The organism is Acinetobacter higginsii, assembly GCF_000369525.1.
GTDB lineage: Bacteria > Pseudomonadota > Gammaproteobacteria > Pseudomonadales > Moraxellaceae > Acinetobacter > Acinetobacter higginsii.
The window spans coordinates 44,085-65,816 of sequence record NZ_KB850073.1 but is presented as its reverse complement, the minus strand read 5'-3'; the positions used below and the strand labels follow the sequence as shown (position 1 = coordinate 65,816).

Sequence of the window (21,732 nt, the reverse complement as noted above, 5' to 3'; positions counted from 1 at the left end):
TAAGAATGCAAAAAACTAAAAAAGGGATGCTTCTCATGAGTTATTCAATCCTGTTGAAAATTAATGACGTCACACATGGACAATTTGAAACCATCCGCCAGCAGCTCAATGCTGGTACGCATGAGAGTCAATCCCGTATCTTGGGTGAGGTGTTATCCGAAATTGCCTGTGAGATTGTCGAGCAAGTGTTTTCAGTACTCTTGATTCAAAATCGTCAGCCGACGCAGCTCACCCAGAAAAATACTGCTGAATCTGAAAGAGTGATTCAACAGATCATTGCTGCGGTGCGTAAATATATGCCGTGGTCGATTGCTTTTTTTGGGAATGAGCGTCTGTGTCCCTTTGCCAATTACTTTTCCAATATGATCAAGTATCACGATGAGCGGGTTTATGTATCTTATCCGATTGATCGACAATTGGTACAGCAGGCACATACATTGGTCACCCAACTCAAGAATAATGAAATCAGTGATATGGTCGATGTGTTTCAAACCCTGATTCAAATCGTGGATTTGGGGGTGACCAGTTTGATCCGTGAACCGAAAAAATGTCTCAACTTTAATACTGTGGTGGATAAAACCTTAAATGGGGTGATCAATATGACTGCCCATTTAAGTTATAAGCGTTTAGAGAAAATGGGTAATCAAGTGGATAGCAATGCAGCAACCGATTGCGTCAATCATTTTTTAGCATTTATGCATGTCGATACAGAATAGATTGTGCTAAATTCGGCGTGTACAATGCCAAAAATGATAGAAAAATAGATTTGATAAAAGGGCTTGTTTAACAAGCTCTTTTTTTATGGAATCTTACAATTAGGGTTATTAAAATGAACACCGCCGTTTTTTTAAATATTCATACGGATACTTATGCAAGGTTTGCACATATTCGAGCGCAATTATTGCAAGGACATAAAGAAAGTCAGGCCAGTGCCTTAGGCAGCGTATTGTCTGAAATGGCTTGTGAAGTGATTGAACAAGTGTTTATGGTGCTGTTACAAGAAAATCAGCAGTATTCACAAACGGGTGAATCTGAAAAAGTCATTCAGCAAATTTTGGAAGCAATTCGCAAATATATGCCATGGTCGATTTCATTTTTTGGCAATGACCGCTTAATTCCTTTGGTGGAATATCTCTCTAAAACCCTGCAACTTGAAGATGAACAGGTGTATATGACTTATCCTGTTGAGCAGCATTTGGCTCAGAAGGTCATCGCTTCTAGCCAAAAGTTGGCAGGCGGAGATCATCGAGAAATTTCAAATGCACTCAAACTTCTCACTGAAGTGATTGATGCTGGTGTGACCCATTTGATTCGTGAACCAAAGAAATGTCTCAAGTTTAATTTCGTGGTCGATAAAACCCTTAATGGGGTCATTAATATGACTACACATTTGGGTTATAAGCGTTTGGAAAAATTAGGCACGCAAATTGATCAGCAAGTCGCGGCAACGTATGTAGATTACTTCCTGAAATTTATGCGTCATCAAGCATAGGTAGGGCATGGAAATGGCAAAACTCAAAACTCTTGAAAATAAAGTGGTGTGGATTACGGGTGCTTCGTCTGGCTTAGGTAAAGCCTTGGCGCGGGAGTGTGCATTGCAAGGCGCACAAGTGGTGCTGACCTCCCGCCGCTATGATGAATTGGAAGCGGTACGCGTTGGATTACTCAAGCCCGAACAGCATCTTTCGATTGCCGCAGATATTACCGATGAAGCTCAAGTCCGCCATGCGCATGAACAGGTCTTGGCCTGTAAAGGACGTATTGACTGGCTGATCAATAATGCCGGTTTAAGTCAACGTGCTTTAATTCAAGACACCACCATGCAAACTGAACGTGCCATCATGGAAGTCGACTACTTTTCACAGGTCTTTTTTACTAAAACCGTGTTACCGACTTTTCTGCAACAAAAATCAGGTCGAGTAGTGTTCGTTTCCAGTGTCGCGGGCTTATTAGGAACACAATATCGTGCCACTTATTCTGCGGCTAAGGCAGCGATTCATATGTGGGCCAACAGTTTGCGTGCTGAAGTTGCACCAGAAGGTGTTGAAGTTTCGGTGGTCTTCCCGGGCTTTGTCAAAACCAATGTCTCTTTTAATGCCTTAAATGGTGAAGGCAAGCCTCAAGGCCATCAGGATGAAGCGATTGAAAATGGTTTAGATGCCGATGTATTTGCTGAGCGTGTGGTGGAATCCTTGATGGCAGGTGAGCAATATATTGTGGTCGGTGGGAAAAAAGAACAATTGGGTGTGTTGGTTTCTCGATTGTCACCAAACTTGTTGTATAAGATGATTCGCAAAATGAAAGTGAAATGAGTGTGAATAATCGTAAGAAAGCTGTTTTTAATTGGAGCGGTGGTAAAGACTCTTCATTGGCACTGTATAAAGTCTTACAGCAAAATGAATTTGAGGTAGTTGCTTTATTAACCACGGTCAATGAAGAAACAGCGTTGTCATCTATGCATGCCATTCCACATGCATTGCTTGAAAAGCAGGCTGAAAGTATTGGTATTCCACTTTATCCTGTATTTCTACCAAAAAGTCTGCCTGTCTATGAGCAACGTATGCTCGATGCAGCCAATCATTTTAAGGCACAGGGTGTTGAGCACTTTATCTTTGGTGATATTTACCTCAGCGATGTACGCAAATATCGTGAAGACCGTTTGCATCCTTTAGGTATTGAAGTGGTTGAGCCGATATGGAATCTGAACTCGCTTGAAGTGATGCAGGATTTCTTGGATTCAGGCATTCAAACCAAAATCATCGTGACCGATGCCAGTAAATTGGATGAGTCGTTTATTGGACAGGATATCGATGCAGCTTTGCTTGAGCGGATGCCCAGCGATGTTGATGTTTGTGGTGAAAATGGCGAATACCATACCTTTGCTTATGCAGGCGGTTTATTCAAACATCCTGTTGAATTTGAAATTGCTGAAATTCGTCAGATGTCATACCAGTTTAAGTTAGAAGATGGGGAAGAGAAAACCTATCATTATTGGCAAGCGATCTTTGCCGAATCCTAAGCAAAAATCCTGTGCATGGCACAGGATTTTTTTTTAAATCATTAAATCTGTTATGTACTATTTATTAAAAAAAGCTACTTGATAAGAACAAGATATTTTTTGCACAATCATTTGATTGGCCTTCACTGAAAAATAAGCATAATACCAAGCTCTGGCATCAGCGCGAATCGCTGCCTAGACCCAAATGAATAATACTAACTTCTCTTTAGCAGTGAAGGTATGGAGATTGTACATGGAAAGACGACTTTCACTTCTGGCCAAGGAACGCACGATTGCCCATTCTGGTTATAACCGTTGGCTATTGCCTCCTGCCGCGTTAGCGATTCATCTCAGTATTGGTATGGCCTATGGCTTTTCCGTGTTCTGGTTGCCATTATCCAAAGCATTGGGAATTGATGCCCCGATCGAATGTAAAAATATAGGTCTGCTTGAGCAGTTGTTCACTACAACCTGCGACTGGAGTGTGTCTACATTAAGCATTATGTACACGCTATTTTTTGTCTTTTTGGGTTCATCCGCATTTTTGTTTGGTGGTTGGCTTGAACATGCAGGACCGCGAAAGGCAGGTGTGGTTGCTGCATTTTGCTGGGCAAGTGGTTTGATCTTATCTGCGCTGGGTGTTTATACGCATCAGTTGTGGTTATTGTGGTTGGGAGGTGGAATAGGGGGTATAGGGCTTGGGCTTGGTTATATTTCACCTGTATCTACCCTGATTAAATGGTTTCCAGACCGTCGTGGTTTAGCAACAGGTCTTGCCATTATGGGCTTTGGTGGAGGCGCCATGATTGGTGCGCCATTGGCAGATAAGCTAATGAAGTTCTTTGCAACGGATACCTCTGTGGGTGTCTGGCAAACGTTTTTGGTACTGGCTGCCGTTTATTTTATTTTTATGATTGGTGGTGCCTTCGGTTACCGCATTCCGCCCTCAAATTGGAAGCCGAGTGGCTGGCAACCGACAGTAACGCAGGCGACGGGCCTTGTGACCAATCGTCATGTGCATTTAAATAAGGCATGGAAAACCAAGCAGTTCTGGTTGATCTGGGGTGTACTCTGTTTAAACGTTTCTGCTGGTATAGGGATTTTAGCAATGGCTTCGCCGTTGCTACAGGAGGTATTTGGCGGACGCCTCATCGGTTTAGATGTGGGGATTAATGAATTAAACGCAGAGCAAAAAATGCAGATAGCAACCTTTGCTGCAGGTTTCACCGGTTTACTGTCCTTGTTTAATATTGCTGGGCGTTTCTTTTGGGCATCGACATCGGACTTTATTGGTCGTAAAAATACCTACTTTATTTTTCTCGCATTGGGCTTTTTGTTGTATGTCTCGATTCCACACTTGGCGTATGCAGAAAATTTACCATTATTCGTTTTAGCCTTCTGTGTCATCCTGTCGATGTATGGTGGCGGTTTTGCCACTGTACCTGCTTATTTGGCTGATATTTTTGGTACACAAATGGTTGGGGCCATTCATGGGCGTTTGCTTACCGCATGGTCTGTCGCAGGGATATTGGGGACCTTATTGATTACCAATATACGTGATTATCAACTGGCACATGGCGTGACTCAGGCTCAATCTTATGATGTTGCTATGTATATTTTGGCGGCTATGTTAGCGATTGGATTTGTGCTCAATCTCTTGATCAAACCTGTTGATGAAGATCAATATATGACAGATGCGGAATTAGCCGCAGAAAAGGCTTTAGCTCATGAGAAAGTATCACAAGATCTAAGCATAGAAAATAATGTAGCACATGCGCCATCCAAGACCATTACGGTGGTACTTGCTTGGTTGGTGGTAGGTCTCCCTTTATTGGCAGGGATTTGGTTTACCTTACAAAAGGCGATTGTTTTATTTCATTAATTTTAAAATCTAAGCGATAAAAAATGCCTCATGATTTGAGGCATTTTTTATTTTATGGGTACTACAGTAATTCCCTAATAGGCTACTGTCATCAATGTGGAGCGTTTACGATGGCAGTTCCATAAGCAAACACTTCAACCATACCACCTTGCATCCCTAATTCTGTAGTACTGAGTCGAACCCCCATAATATGATTTGCACCCATGGCATGGGCTTCTTGCTTCAGGCGAACCACAGCTTCACGACGCGCCCGTTCCACCACACTTTCATAGCTGACCAAACGCCCACCAAAGAAGTTTCGAATGGTTGCCAGTACATACTTAAAATAATCGTGGGAGATCACCACATTGCTGCTGACCATTTGCCCATAGGCTGAGGTTTCTACAAAGCGATTGGTATCAATACGGATATGGGAAAATTGCTTTTCTTTCTGATCCAGCTCACGTAAGTGTTTTTGCTCGATATGACGACCAAAACCCCAACCGACTGAAAATAGGATCAGAAACAGGACAATCTGAAAAATTAATCCATCCATAATTTTGCCTATGCGCCAAATGGATCAGGAAGTTTAGGCGCAACGGGTTGTACTACTACCGCTGTACCATAGACAAATAACTCTGATGCGCCTTGGGCAATATTTGAAGTTGAGAAACGAATACCGACAATGGCATTGGCACCTAAACCTTTGGCCTTATCAATCATACGTTGAGTGGCTTCCTGACGTGACTCTTCCAGCAATTCGGTATAACCCGTCAACTCACCACCCACAATATTCTTTAAACCTGCCATCAAATCACGACCAACATGTTTACTACGAACGGTGCTGCCATACACCACATCTAGCTGGCGTAAGATTTCATGGCCCGGTACAGACTCTAAACTGCTTAGTAACATCGTATTTTCTAAATCATCAATATATTCAGTTTGAAGATAAGAAATATTGGCAATGGTTGCAATAAAAAAGCTCACCGAAGTGAGCTTTTTTATGCGCAAAAGATGAAATTATTTTTTTGCGTAATGTTGTTCAGAGCTCGATGGCTGATGCGTTACCGTTTCACTGCTTGAGGCTTTGAGACCACCGCCAAGTGTTTTGTAAAGTTCAACTTGGTTGTTGAGGTTTGCTTGTTGTAATAACAATAAACCTTGTTCTGCTGAATAAGCAGAACGTTGTGCATCCAATACGGTTAAATAGCTATCAATACCAGCACGGAAGCGGGCATTTGAAAGCTTGTATGTTGTATTAGTTGCATCAACCAAACGACGTTGAGCGGTTAAACGGTCACCAATGTTAGCACGTGTTGCCAAAGCATCATTTACTTCACGGAAAGCTGACTGTACTGACTTCTCATAGTTAGCAAGTGCAATTTTCTGATCAGTTTCAGAGATTTTGACATTGGCCTTACGAGTACCCCAGTCAAAAATTGGGATATTCAAGCTTGGACCAATTGACCATAACGCATTCCCTGATTTGAATAAGTCACTCAAGTCAGTTGATGCATAACCAGCAGAACCAGTCAGGCTAATAGTTGGGAAGAGTTGGGCTTTAGCAGCACCAATATTCGCACCCGCAGCACTTAACTGGTATTCAGATGCTTTCACATCTGGACGGTTATTGAGCAAGTCACTTGGTAAGCCAGCGCTAAACACGTTTTGTTGCGTGATACTCGCCACTTGTTGTTGAGGGAGTAAGTTCTGAGGAACTGGCTGACCAACAAGTAAGTTCAACAAGTTTTGAGCTTGAGCAACTTGAGTCTTGTAGTTCGCGACATCATTACGCGCCGTTTCAACCGAAATTTGTGCTTGGCGCACAGGGATTTCGCTATCAATACCCACATCGAAACGTTTCTTGTTCAAGTTAAACGAGTCTTGTTGGGCTTTCAGCGTTTGATCCGCAAGTTTCAATTGTGCATTCGCATATGAGTAGTTTAACCATGCTTGAGTCACTTGGCTGATTAAACTGATCTGCGTTGCATCACGTGAGCTTTGTGTTGCGAGGTAGCTATCTAAAGCTGCATCTTTCAAGCTACGTACACGACCCCAAAAATCTAACTCATATGCAGTTAGGCCCAAACCAACTTGATAGGTTGAATAAGGATTATTTGGGTCACGGGTAGGGGTGACTTGACGAACAGCACTGCCACTTGCCCCAATTGTTGGCAATTGGTTGTTTTCCGAAATTTGGTATTGCTGTTGCGCTTTTTGAATGTTCAACGTAGCAGTACGTAAATCACGGTTATTGGCAAGTGCTAGATCAAGTACTTGCAGTAAACGTTGGTCAGCAAAGAAGTCTTTGTAACCTTGTTCCGCAATTGATTTTCCAGAAGCATTGCCATAAGACGCGAAGCTTTCAGGAACATCTGAACTCACAACAGGCTCTGGCCCGCGCATGCTTTGGCAGGCAGCCAAAGATAGCGCGAGTGCAGAGATTGCAATGCCACGACTGGAAATAGACCATACAGTTTGCATCACGATCAATGCTCCTGAGTATTTAAAGTTTTAGGTTTGTACTTAAAGATACTACGAATCCACACGAAGAATACAGGGATAAAGAAGATACCTAAAAGAGTTGAAGAAATTACACCACCAAGTACACCATAACCGACTGAGTGTTGGCTACCAGCGCCCGCACCGCTTGCCAAGGCTAATGGTAATACACCAAAACCAAATGCAAGTGTAGTCATGATAATTGGGCGTAAACGCATTTTTGCAGCATGTAATGTTGCTTCAAATAGTTCTTCGCCTTGTTCCTGTAATTCTTTCGCAAATTCGACGATCAAGATCGCATTCTTCGCAGATAGACCAATTACGGCAACAATCGCAACCTGGAAGTAAATGTTAAAGGATAAGTTTGGATCACCTTTAATAATCATACCTAACCATGTCAATGTAAATGCACCGACGATACCTAAAGGTACAACCAGTAATACCGAAACAGGTACTGACCAGCTTTCATAGAGTGCAGCAAGACACAGGAATACGATTAATAATGAAAGAACCAACAGAGGAGCTGTTTGGCTACCAGAATCACGTTCTTCTAAAGATAAACCTGTCCATTCATAGTCGAAACCTGTTAAGCCCATAGATGGCAACTTACCAATAATTTCTTCCATCGCCAACATTGCATCACCAGAGCTGACACCTGGTGCAGGAGTACCTTGAATGTTAACAGATGATACGCCGTTATAACGCTCTAGGCGTGGTGAACCATAAGTCCATTCACCTTTGGCAAAGCCAGAGAAAGGAACCATTTCACCTTTGTTGTTACGCACATACCACTTGTTCAAGTCTTCAGGCATCATACGCGTATCCGCTTCACCTTGGACATAAACTTTCTTCACACGACCACGGTCAACGAAGTCATTGATATATGAACCACCCCAAGCCATGCTCATGGTGCTGTTAATATCAGCGATACTGACGCCCATTGCACCTGCTTGCGCTTGATCAATGGTGATCTGGTACTGCGGTGTATCTTCTTGACCATTTGGACGTACACCTGCAAGACGTTTGTCTTGAGAGGCCATACCTAAAATCGCATTACGTGCAGCAATCAGTTTTTCATGCCCTTGACCGCTTGCATCTTTCAACTGGATATCGAAACCAGAAGCGACACCCAATTCAGGCATTGCTGGTAATTGCAATGGCATGATGTAAGACGCATCTTTCACAATCATGTTCAATGCCATACCACGTTGAATGATGGCACCAATCTGTGATTCTGGTGTGGTACGTTCACTCCAGTCTTTTAATTTAATAAAGGCAAGACCCGCGTTTTGACCCACCCCTGTGAATGAGAAACCAGCAACTGTAAAGATCGACTCTACATTTTCTTTTTCCTTATTCAAGAAGTAACCCGTCATGGTATCAATGACTTTATCAGTACGTTCCAAGCTCGCGCTCGGTGGTAACTGAACTAAGGTCATGACCACACCTTGGTCTTCTTCTGGTAAGAAAGAAGATGGCAATACTTTGTAGATACCAACCAACGCTGCGATCACAACAATATAAAGCACACCAGAGAATAACTTGTGGTGGGTCATACGATTGACGCCGCCTTGGTATTTCTCTGAAAGTTTTTCAAAGCTACGGTTAAACCAACGGAAGAAACGCGCGAAAATATTGTTGCTTTCTTCTTTGTTTGGATCGTGTTGTTTTAACAAGGTCGCACACAGGGCAGGGGTAAAAGTTAATGCTACAAGTAATGACAGGATCATCGCCGTAACCAGCGTGATCGAGAACTGACGATAAATCACCCCAGTGGTTCCACTGAAGAATGCCATCGGTACGAATACCGCTGTTAATACACTGGTGATACCGACTAAGGCACCCGAAATCTGACTCATTGACTTTTCAGTCGCTGGAATCGGTTCGAGATGTTCTTCTTGCATCACCCGTTCAACGTTCTCAACCACAACGATGGCGTCATCCACCAACAGACCGATGGCCAGTACCATTGCGAACATGGTTAAGGTGTTGATCGAGAATCCGAAGATATTAATCACGGCAAAGGTACCCAATACCACTACAGGTACAGCCAATGTTGGAATAATCGTTGCACGCCAGTTCTGTAAGAACAAGAACATTACGATAAATACCAAGACGACTGCTTCAATGAGTGTATGGACAACACTTTCAATTGATAGACGAATAAATGGTGTGGTGTCATACGCAAGCTTGTCTTTTAAACCGCTTGGATAGTTATGACGTAACTCAGATAAACGCTTTTCAACTGCGGCAGCGGTATCCAGTGCATTTGCACCTGTTGCAAGTTTGATTGCAACACCACCTGCAGGGCTACCATTAAATTTCGAGTCGAATTGGTAGTTATCAGAACCCAATTCCACACGTGCAACATCACCTAAACGAACTTGAGCACCACCTGAAGTATTTTTCAGGAAGATGTTTTTAAACTGTTCAGGGGTTTGCAACATGGTTTGTGCATTCACGGTTGCGTTGAGTACTTGACCCGCAGTAGATGGCGCACCACCGAGCTGACCAACTGCAACTTGAGAGTTTTGTGCACGAATGGCTGTTGCAACATCATTAGGCGTTAAGTTAAAGCTCGTCAGCTTTGCTGGATCTAACCAGATACGCATTGCATATGAACCACCAAATACTTGGAGTTCACCCACACCCGCCACACGACTCAGTGGCTCAGAAATATTTGAGTTCACATAGTCTTTAATGTCAGATGCAGAAAGGCTGTTATCTGGTGAGTAAAAAGCAATAACTTGCAAGAAGCTTGCGCCAGACTTAGTCACTTTTACACCTTGACGTTGTACGTCAGCAGGTAAAAGCGCTGTTGCTGATTGCAGTTTGTTTTGAACTTGAACCTGCGCGATATCTGGATCGATACCTTGTGCAAAGTTTAAGTTAATTGATGCTTGACCATTACCCGCACTGTTCGATGAAATGTAACGTAAGCCATCCAAACCATTCATTTGTTGTTCAATGATTTGGGTGACGGTATTTTCAACAGTTTGAGCAGAAGCCCCAGGATAAGTTGCAGAAATGGTTACCGTGGGGGGGGCAATTGTCGGATATTGTGCAACTGGCATTTTTGTAAGCGTGATAATACCCGCCAACATAATGACCAGTGCAATCACCCAAGCGAAAATTGGGCGATGGATAAAAAATTGAGCCATGCAATCTACCCCTTAAGCTTCTGAAGTTGCTTTTTGTTCAGCTTTTGGTGAATTGGCTTGCTTTTGTTGTTCAGCAGCTTTTGGTGCTGCATTTTGACCTTCAGCTGCTTTTGGTTGATAAGGTTTAGCCGACACTTCTTGGCCTTCTTTTACCTTGGCAACACCATCAACAACAACTTTATCACCAGCCTGTAAGCCTTCAGTTACAATCCAGTCTTGACCTTTGACACCTACAGTTTTAACTGGGCGTGTTTCGATCGCACCTTTTGCATTTACCACTAAAGCAATTGCTTGTCCTGTTGGTAAACGAGACACAGCTGCTTGAGGGATCAGATAAGCATTTGGCAAAACTCCTTGCGAAATTTTAGCCGTTGCATACATACCTGGTAATAACAAATGGTTTGGATTTGAGAAGACTGCACGTAAAGTCACAGTACCTGTATCCGGATTCACACTTGCATCAGAGAAAGCGAGTTGACCTTCCACTGGGTATTCAGAACCATCTTCCAGCGTGATTTTGACACGGGTATTGTTACTGTTATTCAAGCTGCCTTTGCTGAGTTGTTGGCGTAAACGCAATAATTCAGCACTCGATTGATTGATATCAACATAGATTGGATCTAGTTGTTGAATTGTGACCAATGGATCAGCTTGGTTTGCAGTCACCAATGCACCTGGCGTCACCGAAGAACGGCTAGATTGACCAGAAATTGGTGCGCGAACAGTTGAGTAGCCCAATGTAATTTCAGCATTTTTTAATGCAGCTTCAGATGCAGCGACATCAGCTTCAGCTAATTTTACTTGAGCATTGATATCATCATATTCTTGTTTAGAAACCGCATTGGTTCCCACAAGCTGACGATAACGGCCTTCTTTCACGCGTAATGCATTTAAGTTTGCTTGTTGACGCAATAACGTTGCACGAGCATTGTCTGCTGTTGCGCGGTTGGTATTTGCATCAATTTGATAAAGTGCTTGACCTGCTTGAACGTAGCTTCCTTCAGCAAATAATCGTTTTAAGATTACGCCACCTGTTTGAGGGCGTACTTCCGAAACTTGATATGCAGAGGTTCGTCCTGACAGTTCGACGTTTTGTTCAACGCTTTGTGGTTGCGCAACAATGACACCAACTTCTGGAGGTGGCATTTTTTGAGCAGCAGCAGCTTGCTGTGCATCTTTAGGATCTTTGCTACAACCAACAAGCGCAATGCTTGTTGCTAATGCGCAAGCAGTTAGGGCAGGAGCCCAAAGCTTAGCCGACATCATTATTCCACCTCAATTTAGATTTTTTATCTAAAAACAAATTGTTGCTGAAAGTGCTTTGATACAGCCCAAACCAAAGCAACGAAGTCCAAATCAACCCAATTCCCCAACCGGCAAGTACGTCAGTTGGGTAGTGAACCCCCGCATAGATTCTAGATATCCCCATGAAGATAAACCATAAAGTAGATACTAAAATGACACTGGTGCGATATTTATGTTGTTGACACAACAACATAGCTAGACTCGCAAGGGTTGCAGCATAAAGGCTATGGGCACTTGGGAAGGATGCACCATAACTTTGAACCAAGTGATAAAACTCCATTGGTCTTGGCCGATCAATGCCCCATTTCAGAAGCCAACCAATCACAATGCTGCCACTGACACTTAAAGCGATAAACGTCACATTCTTATAATTTTTAATCCACGTTTGGTAAATACACAAAAATGTTGTTAAAAATAGTAAAAAAGGCATTCCACCGAGCCGAGAGAGCAGAACTGTCACATGATTAAGCGTAAATGAACGGTGTTCAAAAAAAGCTTGAACACTAAAAAGGTCTAAAGTTGATGCGTTGGAATTCATTAACCCAATCACACCGAGTCCTAAAAAAAAGCAACCAATACAAAGCAATAGGTATTGCATGCGCTACTCATTATTTGCTTAACCATTGTTCAGGGTTGTTGAGTGTTAGAAAGTGTACTCGCGAGTACACTTTTGGTCAAGTCTTGAAATTTTATGATAATTTCATTTCTGTGTTTTTTTAAGGTCTAGTAAAAAAACATAACAAAATTTGATGTATATCTCATTTTCAATTGACATCAGTATTTATTGAAAGAAGCTGTTTTTTTACGTATCCGATTCATCATGAAAATCACAATATCTGCCATATAACATGATTCGACGAAAGTGAAATAACAAACCACTTATTCAAAATACATCATAAAATTCTTACATAGTTAGTAATATAGAAGCATTTTTTGATCTCTATCATTCAAATTGAGATACGAACTCACGTCATCGTATCTCCTTCGGGTAAAGGGGATACCATGGCTGAGAAGTGATCTATTGAACAATAGACGCTGGGAATACCAACCCATTTGAACTATTTTTGGTGGTTTGATTATACGTAAAAATAGTTCAAATGTTAGACTTGTACTTCGCTGTTTTTTCTGTACAAAGTTAGTGATGTGAAGATACGTTTTTGCTTTGCTCTTCAACTTCTACGGGTTGCTTAGGTGGCCAGAAAAAATCACTTGGTCGAGTTAAGAAATGCGTTGTCACTAACTTAGCTAAAGGTTTCCATTGTGCAAAACGAACACGACGTGCACGTAGAGCAACAATAATCGTCAAGGTAAAGCTGACAAATAAGTTGGTTAAGCCGATCAGCATCACACCTAAGAATGACACTAAAATTAAACCAATGTCAGGACCACCAATGGTCATTAAACCTTGGATAAAGTTGGCAGAAGCAAAGGCAATATGACGAATATCTAAAGGCAAGCCTAAGATAAATCCAATCGTTCCCATACTACCCAGCATGATCCCGAACAAGAAGTTACCCGCCAATGCGCCAAGATTGGTTTCAATATAGTTGGCAAATTTATCCAACCGTTGTTGTCCCATCCAGCGTTTTAAACGTCGATGCTGCTTTAAGCGTGGGCCAACTTTACGGTAAACCGCCAAGTTATCGAAATATCCTGCGATTAGGCCTGAGAAAAATAAACAAACACCTGCAATTGCAGCATGTGGAACCGCCAATGAGGTAAAGGGGTTGAGACTATGTAGCAATGCGGCTGATTTGGCATGATTGAGCAGCGGTTCACCGAGATTGTATTGCCATAAAAAGGTAATCAGTGCCGCAGTTGGGATTGCAATCGAGATATTGCCTAGAATCGCAATGAACTGGGTTCGGATAATATTAATAATCAGTGCGGCAAGTTCGGCAATTTGTGCGGTCTTGCTGCCTTTTTGCTGCTGTACGGTTGATGCCAACGCTGCAGCAGTCATCGCTGGCTGTTTAGTCGCGACGGTAAAATGCAATACATGGATCAGCATAAAACCAAGCGCATAGTTCATGCTATATAAAAAGGCATGACCAAACGGTGCAAGTACCAAGCGGGCTGTTAAAATTTTCAGCGTTGCCATGGTGGCAATGATTGCACCTGCACCCGCAGCTGCCTTGTACATACCAAAGAAGCCAGCTTTGTCGGTACTTACATAATGTTCGCCTGTTTTACTGGCGTTTTCAGTTACCTGTAAGGCAATCAATTCACTGGTTGAAGTCAGTAAATGACGAACACTTTTTTCATTGTAATGAGCTTTGGTCAAATCGACGATCAGCTCACCCAATGCGGTATAACGTGCATCATTTTGACTGGCTAATAAAGTCAGCAGCAGTTCAATCCGATCAATCGCCTGTTCTAATAGTGATAATAAATAGGTCAGGCTGATACTAACCCCAATCCGTTTGGTGGCACGGCGAATTTTGAGCACCACTTCACGACACTGATCCAGCATTACAAAGGCTTGTGAAGCGTCTGGTGGCGGCAAAACAACAACCGCATCTTGATCATCAATCTGTTTTTTATATTTTTCGATGAATTCTACGATTTCTCGGTTTTGTACCAAAAAAGGTGATTCATATTCGGTAATTTCGGGTTGAGCATTAATAAATTCAGGATATAAACCGATACCGCTAATCCGATAGGACAATACCGTAATCGCTTTAATCAGCTCATTTTTTGAAACCTGCTTTTCTTTGGTATTGCTTTGGCTTTCACCTAATAGGTTGAATAGCCTAATCCAGTCCTGATTCTCAATCAGATCGAGCCATTCACTGTCATTTTCTTGATGGAACACTTTCCCAATCAGGGTTTTAAGCTGTTGACCGTCTTCGACTAAAGGGAGGAAATGCGCACCTAGACGTTGTCCCAGCTGGTTCCAAAAACCATCCAGCGATAGAATCCCGCTGTCAGCATATAAGCTTAACTGTTTATATTGGCTAATGAGCTTGAGTAGGAAATTTTGCAGCAGGATTGCAGAGGTTGGAGTCAGTAATAATATTTTGATCAGCGCATGAATACGCTGTTTGACTTCATCCGCATCATTTGAATTTTTGGGACGGATCCGATTGACTAGTTCAATCAGCAGTTGTTCGTCAAGAATAGCTTGAGGTTGGTCAAGCTGTTCCTGCATTTTTAGAAAAAGATCAGATAAGGTTAAATGCATAGGCGGTCAGAAAATTATTGTAGTCGATGTAAAGCCATTAAGGTCAAATTGATCAGTGCTTGGCGATATTCATTATCTGGCAGCGCTTTTAACGCTTCTAAAGCGGCATCCGTTTCCTGTTGGGCACGTTTTTGACAGTAATCTAGGCCACCCGAGTGATGAACAATTTCAATCACTTTATCTAAATGCTCAACACCACCCGTTGCAATACTGCGACGAATGATCTCGTGATCCTCGCCAGTTGAATGAGCTAATGCCGAAATTAACGGTAAAGTTGGTTTTCCTTCCATTAAATCATCACCAATATTTTTACCTAATGTTTCAGCATCAGAGGTGTAATCTAAAATATCGTCGATAATCTGAAAGGCATTACCAAAATGACCTGCGAAGCGACGCAAAGGTTCACGGTATTCTTCTGCTCCCGCCAGAATAGCTGCACCTTCAGTGGCAAGTTCGAACAAACGAGAGGTTTTACCGTGGATAATTCTTAAATAAGTTTCTTCTGTGGTTTCTGGTTGGTGCTGCGATTGCAGTTGCAGTACTTCACCTTCTGCAATTTCACAGGTACCTGTCGAAAAATCTTTTAATAAGGTCATATTGTTTAAGTCGACCAATAAATCAAAAGCTCGCGAGATTAAAAAGTCACCGACTAAAACTGCTGTTTGATTATTCCAAGTGGCATTTGCTGTTGGACGACCACGGCGCAAGTTCGATTCATCTACCACGTCATCATGAACCAAAGTTGCGGTGTGCAGCATTTCAATCACCGCAGCCAAATGCTGTGCCTGTTGCATATTGGCGAGTCCACAAGCACGCGCTGCCAATAAGCACATAATCGGGCGCATGCGTTTGCCGCCTGCTTCTACCACGTGTTTGCTGACACTCATGACGAGGCCCACTTTTGAACTAATTCCTTCATTAATCAGGCGATCCATCGCAGCAAAATCTGTCGCAACAGGGGAGAGAATGTCTTGCTTAAAATCGATAACCATATGAAGAAAAACCTCGTATAGGTGGGTAGTGTTGCCAAGTGTATCAATTAATCTGTGACTAAACAGTTATACAGACTGCGTAATCTGTCATTTAAAACACGATGATGAGCTCTTTGGTCTTAAATTAGACAGAAAAAAGGGAAGTTCCCACCAAGCGCCATTACTTTACTTATGGCACTGTAAAAACACAGTTTGTTATTGTCACAATTTGTTTTCAAAAATGTATTTCAAATTTTGATCAGAATCAATCAAAACAGTTCGCCATCAATCTAATTGATTTTGCTTAAAAATCCAAGCAAGTTATCGATATACATGTGTTTATGTAAAATCACTTGTCGTTTGATCAATTTTCACTTAAAATTTGTCCCCTTGTATAACCCCAGTGGCGTTCGTCTTAAGATCGGTATATCCCTTTATCGGCACGACGACACGGGCAAGTTGGAGTACATTATGTACGCAGTAATCCAAAGCGGTGGTAAACAGCACCGTGTTGTTGAGGGTGAAACCCTTAAAGTAGAATTATTGAAAGCTGAAACTGGCGCGACTATTACGTTTGATGACGTATTAATGGTTGTTAACGGTGACAACATTCAAATCGGTGCTCCAGTTGTTGCTGGCGCAAAAGTAACTGCAGAAGTAGTTGGCCATGGTCGTCACGACAAAATCCGCATCATCAAAATGCGTCGTCGTAAACACTACCGTAAGCAACAAGGTCACCGTCAATGGTTTACCGAGTTGAAAATTACTGGTATCGCAGGCTAACACGAGGAGTAAATAGACATGGCAACTAAAAAAGCCGGTGGATCGACGAAGAACGGTCGTGATTCGAATCCTAAGATGTTAGGTGTTAAAGTTTACGGTGGTCAAACTGTAACTGCTGGTAACATCATCGTTCGTCAACGTGGTACAGAGTTCCACGCTGGTGCAAATGTTGGTATGGGTCGTGACCATACTTTATTTGCTACTGCTGACGGCGTAGTAAAATTTGAAGTGAAGGGTCAATTTGGCCGTCGCTATGTAACTGTTGAAGCTTAAGTTTTAATAGTTCGAGAAAACCCGCTTTTAGCGGGTTTTTTTATATCTGCTGGATTTTAAGGTGGGGGATTTTATGGTTTTCCAAATTGCCCTGTTTTTAAATCCTCATAGGCCTGCAGAATTTCCTCATAACTGTTCATAACAAAAAAGCCATGCCCGTTGATCGGCTCTTGTAGTGGTGGGGCGGATAAAAATAGCAAATCGCAATTTTCTAAAGCGGTAATTGCTACATCATTGTCGAAACTAGACATGATTGCCAAAGCTTGTTCTTCTAAAATTTCTTCATCCGCTGAGAATTGAAGCTTTCCATTACGTAAATAAATTAAAGTCGTGTCGCCATGATTGGCAGACAGAGTGAGTTGTTGTCCTTTATTTAGGTGTACATCAAAGACATTCATTGGGCTATAAGTGTGGGCAACACCTTGAATATTCTGAAACTGTCCGGCAACGATCCTGACATAACCTGCATCATGTTCGAGTAAGATTTTTGGGATATTGTGATTCAGCAAGCTTTGATAATGTGGTGCAGACATTTTATCTTTGGCGGGTAGATTGACCCACAATTGCACCATTTCAAAGAATCCGCCTTGCTCACGAAATTCAGGACTGAAATGTTCAATATGTTGTATACCCGATGCAGCAGTCATCCATTGAACATCACCTTGGCTGATCACACCACCACTTCCTGTTGAGTCTTGATGTTGCAGTTCACCCGCAAAAACAAAGGTGACGGTTTCAAAACCACGATGCGGATGTTCATTGACACCTTTTTTAGTGCTTTTAGGTGGCAAACGCCCAGGTCCGATATGGTCTAAAAGCAAGAATGGGGAAGTGGTATTCCCTAGTTCCTGATAAGAAAAGACTGACAGGGCGGGATAAAAATCGCCAATCGCAAATCGAGTGTCATTACGGTGGATAAAGGCAAGGCTTTTCATGGATGATGCTTTTTAAATTATTGGTTTTAGGTTATCAAACTCTTATTTTTCGTCTAGAGCATTGTTGATGAATAATTTCTCTAATCTGGCATTGAAGTCCTTAGTTGGTGAATGGCCGAAAAGTTGAATTTCATCCTTACAATCTCTACATAAAGGTTGCAACTTCATACATAATGCAGAACTTTGCGACACGAATTACACAAAACCGTTGCTTTTCTTCATTTTTTTAATGATCAAAAACAGTAAGATGTCGTCATACCAGTAGAAATCTGATAGAAGGTTGTTTTTATGAATTTCGTAAAAAAAATGGCTTATGCTGCAACGTTAAGTGCAATGACACTTGCTCCTGTTGTGAGTAGTCAGGTATTCGCTGCACCTGTAGCTGCATCGGCTCAGCAAGCGACCACAAGTTTGGTTCAACAGTTATCTGGCTTGCAACGATTCACCGCAGATTTTGAACAAACCACAAAAGTGGTAAACAGTAATAAAGCAATACAAAAAAAAGGTTTAACTGCTCAACATATGAATCAAACCTTTAAAGGAAGCATGAAAGTTGAGCGTCCGGGGAAATTTTATTGGGAAACCACCAGTCCAGCCAAACAAACCATTGTGACCACAGGTAAAGTGGTGTGGATTTATGATCCGGACTTACAGCAAGCCGTACGTCAAAGCTTAGATGATCAAATTGCCAATACGCCTGCATTATTGTTATCGGGTAATACCAACCAGATCATGCAGTCTTATCGTGTGACTCAACCAGACCGTACCAAACTGTATTACACCTTGTATCCGAAACAGGAAGATGGCGCATTCCAAAGCTTAACGATTAGTTTTGGTGGCAATAAGGCACCGAATTTGATGGTATTACAAGACTCTTTGGGTCAAACCACTTATGTTCGTTTCAATAATATTAAAGTGAATCAGGCGATTCCAGCCTCAGTGTTTAATTTCACGCCACCTAAGGGTACCGATATTATTGATCAGTAATGCTTGAATAATATTATTTCTTAGTTGAACTCTAAGGTTGAAGCATAAGATCTAATCTGCAATGTTGCAGATTAGATCTTTATATACATTGATTTTATTTGATTTAGAAAAATCATAGCTGTTTAGAGCTAGTGTTTGAATATAGATTTTTAAGTTCCGAGCTAAGTCCGCATAATTTTTTAAATATGTAGGTATTGAAATGAGTACATATTGCTGTTCATTATCATCCCAATCGTAAACAAAGAGTCCTCGTTTTGAAATAGCAATGAAATCATCTGGACGAGGTAGATCAACTTTTAAATTTGCTTCACCAATCACTGGAAATTGCTCAATAACAATTTGTTCAATATTCTCTAACTCAAGCAGAGATGAGTTAAGAACAATAGTGGGGATTGGAGCCACGCCTGCTGTTACGAAGGCCGCCAAAGCACCATTTTGATCCATTGCAATCCAAATGCAGTCGATACCTTCAGGATATAAATTCATTTTGTCCTCCTAACTTATCTTTTTATAGTCTGATAGTTATACTGATTTTTTGAATTACGATACATTTCTTAATTTTATATTTCGGCAAGGCTTTGTATAGTGAAGAAAAACATCAGAGACTTGCATGACGATGAATACTTCACAATTATCAAAAATTATTCCACTTCTTCCCATCCTGACTGTCGTTGCACTTGTAGGTTGCCAACCTAAAAAAGATACTGCAGCGGCAACTGAAAAAGTCGATATTCCATTGATTCATGCAAACGTGGTGGCGGTTAAAATTCCAAAGCAAAAAGTCTGTTTGGAGGATGGTTGTACCACTTATGATTTACAAACGGTTGAAACCAATCAGAAATGGATTGATGAATATTTCGTGAATCGGATGAAAAAGGCCGAGCCGAATGCTTTTTCCAATATTGCAGATCAGAAAGTCAAAGTCCCAGCAGATGAACCATCGCAAAGTGAAAGCAGTACTTATGTGCGCTTTGTTGGGCAAAACTACAATCTAGCGACTTTTGCCATTCAGACCTATTCATATTCTGCAGGCGCTGCCCATGGCATGTCACATCAAGAATTTGTGAATTTTGACTTGAGCGATAAAAAACATATTACGGTCAGTGAATTGCTTAAACCTGATATGAATACCAAACTGCGCGATGAACTGTATGCATCCAATCAAAACTGGTTGGAAGATCACAGTATTAAAAAAGAACAATTACAGGTCAGTGATAACTATTACTATGGGGTAAATGGCATTGTCTTTGTTTATCCACTGTATGAATTGGCGTCTTATGCTGAAGGGATGAGTGAGTTGACCTTGCCGTATTACGCAGCCAAGCAGTTTGTAAAAGCTGAATATTTACCAAGCCTGCCAAAAGATCCGAACTAGTTTTGCTGCAGCATTGACATATGATGTGTAGATGCTGCGCAAGCGCTGTATTTTTTTAGGTTAAAGCCTTACACTATAGCCAGTTTTTTCTCTATTCATGATTGATTATGATCGACCCAAAATTACTCAGAAATAATATTGAAGCAGTCAATGCTGCTTTGGCAAAACGTGGTATTCAGCTAAATGTACAAGAGTGGGCTGATTTAGAAGCTCGCCGTAAAGATTTACAATCCAAAGCTGAAAACCTACAAGCAGAGCGCAATGCTGGTGCCAAGCAAGTCGGTCAAATCAAAAAGTCGGGTGGAGATGCTTCTGAGATCATGGCGCGTATGGCGGCCATTGGTGATGAGATCAAAGCTGCAGAAGTGGCTTTGGCTGAATTACAAGCTGAGCTTGAGCAAAAGTCTCTCGCAATTCCAAACTTGCCAGATGAGTCTGTTCCTTTTGGTAAAGATGAAAGTGATAACCTTGAAATCTTAAAGTGGGGCACGCCGCGTCAGTTTGATTTCGAGATCAAAGACCATACCGATCTTGGTGAAATGATGGGTGGTCTGGAGTTTGAAACAGCAACCAAATTAACAGGTTCACGTTTCAGCGTATTGAAAGGACCTTTGGCGCGTTTACAACGTGCTTTAGCTCAGTTCATGCTCGATACACACACGCTTAAAAATGGTTATACCGAAGCTTATGTACCGTATTTGGTCAATGCAGACAGCTTACGTGGTACAGGTCAATTGCCTAAGTTTGAAGAAGACTTATTCAAGCTACAAGGTGAAAAAGAGTATTACCTGATTCCAACCGCTGAAGTGCCAGTGACTAACTTCGTGCGTGACGAAATTATTGATGCGGATCGTTTGCCACTGAAATATTCTGCACACACACCATGTTTCCGCAGTGAAGCTGGTTCTTATGGTCGTGATACCCGTGGTTTGATTCGCCAACATCAATTCGACAAGGTCGAAATGGTGCAAATCGTAAAACCAGAGCACTCTATGCAGGCACTGGAAGAATTAACTGCACACGCAGAGGGCATTTTGCAGGCATTAGGCTTACCGTATCGTAAGATTTTGCTCTGTGGTGGTGACATGGGCTTTGGTGCAGTCAAAACTTATGACCTAGAAGTCTGGGTGCCAAGCCAAGATACCTATCGTGAAATCTCAAGCTGCTCAAATGTGGGCGATTTCCAAGCACGCCGTATGAAAGCACGCTACCGTGTCGATCAGAAGAAGATCGAATTGGTGCATACTTTGAATGGTTCAGGTTTGGCAGTTGGTCGTACCTTGCTTGCAGTGATGGAAAACTACCAACGTGCTGATGGCTCAATCGAGATTCCAGAAGTTTTACGTCCATATATGGGCGGTGTTAGCTACATCGACTAAACTTTGCATCGATTT

At 41.9% G+C, this 21,732-nt stretch carries 20 protein-coding genes; 10 read left to right on the top strand and 10 right to left on the bottom strand.

Annotated features, from left to right (window positions below; all coding sequences use genetic code 11):
• Positions 1 to 35 precede the first annotated feature (35 nt).
• From F902_RS18770 to F902_RS18750, 5 genes are all read left to right on the top strand, one after another.
• Positions 36 to 716 (top strand): hypothetical protein, encoded by a 681-nt coding sequence (locus F902_RS18770; RefSeq protein WP_005205934.1) that lies wholly within the window; start codon positions 36 to 38, stop codon positions 714 to 716.
• A 113-nt stretch (positions 717 to 829) separates the two neighbouring features.
• Positions 830 to 1,492 carry a hypothetical protein gene (locus F902_RS18765; protein WP_005205933.1) on the top strand — a complete coding sequence of 221 codons (663 nt, stop codon included), beginning with the start codon at positions 830 to 832 and terminating at the stop codon, positions 1,490 to 1,492.
• A gap of 13 nt (positions 1,493 to 1,505) precedes the next feature.
• Positions 1,506 to 2,312 carry an SDR family NAD(P)-dependent oxidoreductase gene (locus tag F902_RS18760; RefSeq protein ID WP_017401995.1) on the top strand — a complete coding sequence of 269 codons (807 nt, stop codon included), beginning with the start codon at positions 1,506 to 1,508 and terminating at the stop codon, positions 2,310 to 2,312.
• Positions 2,309 to 3,019, top strand: coding sequence for a Dph6-related ATP pyrophosphatase (locus F902_RS18755; protein WP_005205929.1), 711 nt, complete (start codon positions 2,309 to 2,311; stop codon positions 3,017 to 3,019). The genes F902_RS18760 and F902_RS18755 overlap by 4 nt, the downstream gene beginning before the upstream one ends.
• A 232-nt stretch (positions 3,020 to 3,251) precedes the next feature.
• Complete coding sequence (locus F902_RS18750) at positions 3,252 to 4,880, top strand: OFA family MFS transporter (RefSeq protein ID WP_005205927.1); 1,629 nt, start codon at positions 3,252 to 3,254, stop codon at positions 4,878 to 4,880.
• Positions 4,881 to 4,971: 91 nt separating this feature from the next.
• Here F902_RS18750 and F902_RS18745 read toward each other — a convergent pair whose 3' ends face one another.
• From F902_RS18745 to sdsA, 8 genes are all read right to left on the bottom strand, one after another.
• A complete protein-coding gene (locus F902_RS18745; protein ID WP_005205921.1) occupies positions 4,972 to 5,415 on the bottom strand; it encodes a YbjQ family protein in 444 nt (147 codons plus the stop codon).
• 8 nt (positions 5,416 to 5,423) lie between these two features.
• Positions 5,424 to 5,774 (bottom strand): YbjQ family protein, encoded by a 351-nt coding sequence (locus F902_RS18740; RefSeq protein WP_005296351.1) that lies wholly within the window; start codon positions 5,772 to 5,774, stop codon positions 5,424 to 5,426.
• A gap of 108 nt (positions 5,775 to 5,882) precedes the next feature.
• Positions 5,883 to 7,346, bottom strand: coding sequence for a multidrug efflux RND transporter AdeIJK outer membrane channel subunit AdeK (gene adeK / locus F902_RS18735; RefSeq protein WP_005205918.1), 1,464 nt, complete (start codon positions 7,344 to 7,346; stop codon positions 5,883 to 5,885).
• 5 nt (positions 7,347 to 7,351) lie between these two features.
• On the bottom strand, positions 7,352 to 10,525 hold the full coding sequence (gene adeJ / locus F902_RS18730) for a multidrug efflux RND transporter permease subunit AdeJ (protein ID WP_005205917.1): 3,174 nt from the start codon (positions 10,523 to 10,525) through the stop codon (positions 7,352 to 7,354).
• Between the two features lie 12 nt (positions 10,526 to 10,537).
• On the bottom strand, positions 10,538 to 11,791 hold the full coding sequence (locus tag F902_RS18725; protein ID WP_005205916.1) for an efflux RND transporter periplasmic adaptor subunit: 1,254 nt from the start codon (positions 11,789 to 11,791) through the stop codon (positions 10,538 to 10,540).
• Positions 11,778 to 12,428: a phosphatase PAP2 family protein gene (locus tag F902_RS18720; protein WP_005205915.1), complete on the bottom strand. Its 651-nt coding sequence runs from the start codon at positions 12,426 to 12,428 to the stop codon at positions 11,778 to 11,780. The genes F902_RS18725 and F902_RS18720 overlap by 14 nt, the downstream gene beginning before the upstream one ends.
• Before the next feature lie 537 nt (positions 12,429 to 12,965).
• Positions 12,966 to 15,014, bottom strand: a complete 2,049-nt coding sequence (locus F902_RS18715) for a site-specific recombinase (protein WP_005205914.1) — start codon at positions 15,012 to 15,014, stop codon at positions 12,966 to 12,968.
• Between the two features lie 14 nt (positions 15,015 to 15,028).
• The gene (gene sdsA, locus F902_RS18710) at positions 15,029 to 16,006 is read right to left on the bottom strand and encodes an All-trans-nonaprenyl-diphosphate synthase (protein ID WP_004803115.1); all 978 of its coding nucleotides are present in this window, start codon (positions 16,004 to 16,006) and stop codon (positions 15,029 to 15,031) included.
• Positions 16,007 to 16,456: 450 nt separating this feature from the next.
• Here sdsA and rplU point away from each other — a divergent pair, with 450 nt between their 5' ends.
• The gene (gene rplU, locus F902_RS18705; protein WP_004652230.1) at positions 16,457 to 16,768 is read left to right on the top strand and encodes a 50S ribosomal protein L21; all 312 of its coding nucleotides are present in this window, start codon (positions 16,457 to 16,459) and stop codon (positions 16,766 to 16,768) included.
• An 18-nt stretch (positions 16,769 to 16,786) separates the two neighbouring features.
• Entirely contained in the window at positions 16,787 to 17,041 is a 255-nt protein-coding gene (gene rpmA, locus F902_RS18700) for a 50S ribosomal protein L27 (protein ID WP_004640422.1), read from the top strand.
• Between the two features lie 71 nt (positions 17,042 to 17,112).
• Here the strand turns inward: rpmA and F902_RS18695 are convergent, their stop codons facing one another.
• Positions 17,113 to 17,976, bottom strand: a complete 864-nt coding sequence (locus F902_RS18695; protein WP_005205912.1) for a pirin family protein — start codon at positions 17,974 to 17,976, stop codon at positions 17,113 to 17,115.
• 288 nt (positions 17,977 to 18,264) lie between these two features.
• On the opposite strand from F902_RS18695, the gene lolA reads away from it, so the two are divergent.
• Positions 18,265 to 18,963, top strand: a complete 699-nt coding sequence (gene lolA / locus F902_RS18690; protein WP_005205910.1) for an outer membrane lipoprotein periplasmic chaperone LolA — start codon at positions 18,265 to 18,267, stop codon at positions 18,961 to 18,963.
• A gap of 51 nt (positions 18,964 to 19,014) precedes the next feature.
• On the opposite strand, the gene F902_RS18685 is transcribed toward lolA, so the two are convergent.
• A complete protein-coding gene (locus F902_RS18685) occupies positions 19,015 to 19,449 on the bottom strand; it encodes a hypothetical protein (protein WP_005205908.1) in 435 nt (144 codons plus the stop codon).
• A 124-nt stretch (positions 19,450 to 19,573) separates the two neighbouring features.
• Between F902_RS18685 and F902_RS18680 the strand changes: the two genes are divergently transcribed.
• Positions 19,574 to 20,338 (top strand): RsiV family protein, encoded by a 765-nt coding sequence (locus tag F902_RS18680; RefSeq protein WP_005205906.1) that lies wholly within the window; start codon positions 19,574 to 19,576, stop codon positions 20,336 to 20,338.
• A gap of 107 nt (positions 20,339 to 20,445) precedes the next feature.
• Entirely contained in the window at positions 20,446 to 21,717 is a 1,272-nt protein-coding gene (serS, locus tag F902_RS18675) for a serine--tRNA ligase (protein WP_005205904.1), read from the top strand.
• Positions 21,718 to 21,732 lie beyond the last annotated feature (15 nt).

Excerpts from the sequence above, each read along its gene's own strand:
- F902_RS18770 (WP_005205934.1), top strand. The coding sequence starts at position 36 with ATGAGTTATTCAATCCTGTTGAAAATTAATGACGTCACACATGGACAA.
- F902_RS18680 (WP_005205906.1), top strand. The coding sequence starts at position 19,574 with ATGACGATGAATACTTCACAATTATCAAAAATTATTCCACTTCTTCCC.
- F902_RS18715 (WP_005205914.1), bottom strand. The coding sequence starts at position 15,014 with ATGCATTTAACCTTATCTGATCTTTTTCTAAAAATGCAGGAACAGCTT.
- F902_RS18695 (WP_005205912.1), bottom strand. The coding sequence starts at position 17,976 with ATGAAAAGCCTTGCCTTTATCCACCGTAATGACACTCGATTTGCGATT.
- F902_RS18740 (WP_005296351.1), bottom strand. The coding sequence starts at position 5,774 with ATGTTACTAAGCAGTTTAGAGTCTGTACCGGGCCATGAAATCTTACGC.
- F902_RS18720 (WP_005205915.1), bottom strand. The coding sequence starts at position 12,428 with ATGCAATACCTATTGCTTTGTATTGGTTGCTTTTTTTTAGGACTCGGT.
- F902_RS18760 (WP_017401995.1), top strand. The coding sequence starts at position 1,506 with ATGGCAAAACTCAAAACTCTTGAAAATAAAGTGGTGTGGATTACGGGT.
- serS (WP_005205904.1), top strand. The coding sequence starts at position 20,446 with ATGATCGACCCAAAATTACTCAGAAATAATATTGAAGCAGTCAATGCT.
- F902_RS18765 (WP_005205933.1), top strand. The coding sequence starts at position 830 with ATGAACACCGCCGTTTTTTTAAATATTCATACGGATACTTATGCAAGG.
- F902_RS18745 (WP_005205921.1), bottom strand. The coding sequence starts at position 5,415 with ATGGATGGATTAATTTTTCAGATTGTCCTGTTTCTGATCCTATTTTCA.
- F902_RS18685 (WP_005205908.1), bottom strand. The coding sequence starts at position 19,449 with ATGAATTTATATCCTGAAGGTATCGACTGCATTTGGATTGCAATGGAT.
- F902_RS18750 (WP_005205927.1), top strand. The coding sequence starts at position 3,252 with ATGGAAAGACGACTTTCACTTCTGGCCAAGGAACGCACGATTGCCCAT.
- F902_RS18755 (WP_005205929.1), top strand. The coding sequence starts at position 2,309 with ATGAGTGTGAATAATCGTAAGAAAGCTGTTTTTAATTGGAGCGGTGGT.
- sdsA (WP_004803115.1), bottom strand. The coding sequence starts at position 16,006 with ATGGTTATCGATTTTAAGCAAGACATTCTCTCCCCTGTTGCGACAGAT.
- rplU (WP_004652230.1), top strand. The coding sequence starts at position 16,457 with ATGTACGCAGTAATCCAAAGCGGTGGTAAACAGCACCGTGTTGTTGAG.
- rpmA (WP_004640422.1), top strand. The coding sequence starts at position 16,787 with ATGGCAACTAAAAAAGCCGGTGGATCGACGAAGAACGGTCGTGATTCG.
- adeJ (WP_005205917.1), bottom strand. The coding sequence starts at position 10,525 with ATGGCTCAATTTTTTATCCATCGCCCAATTTTCGCTTGGGTGATTGCA.
- adeK (WP_005205918.1), bottom strand. The coding sequence starts at position 7,346 with ATGCAAACTGTATGGTCTATTTCCAGTCGTGGCATTGCAATCTCTGCA.
- lolA (WP_005205910.1), top strand. The coding sequence starts at position 18,265 with ATGAATTTCGTAAAAAAAATGGCTTATGCTGCAACGTTAAGTGCAATG.
- F902_RS18725 (WP_005205916.1), bottom strand. The coding sequence starts at position 11,791 with ATGATGTCGGCTAAGCTTTGGGCTCCTGCCCTAACTGCTTGCGCATTA.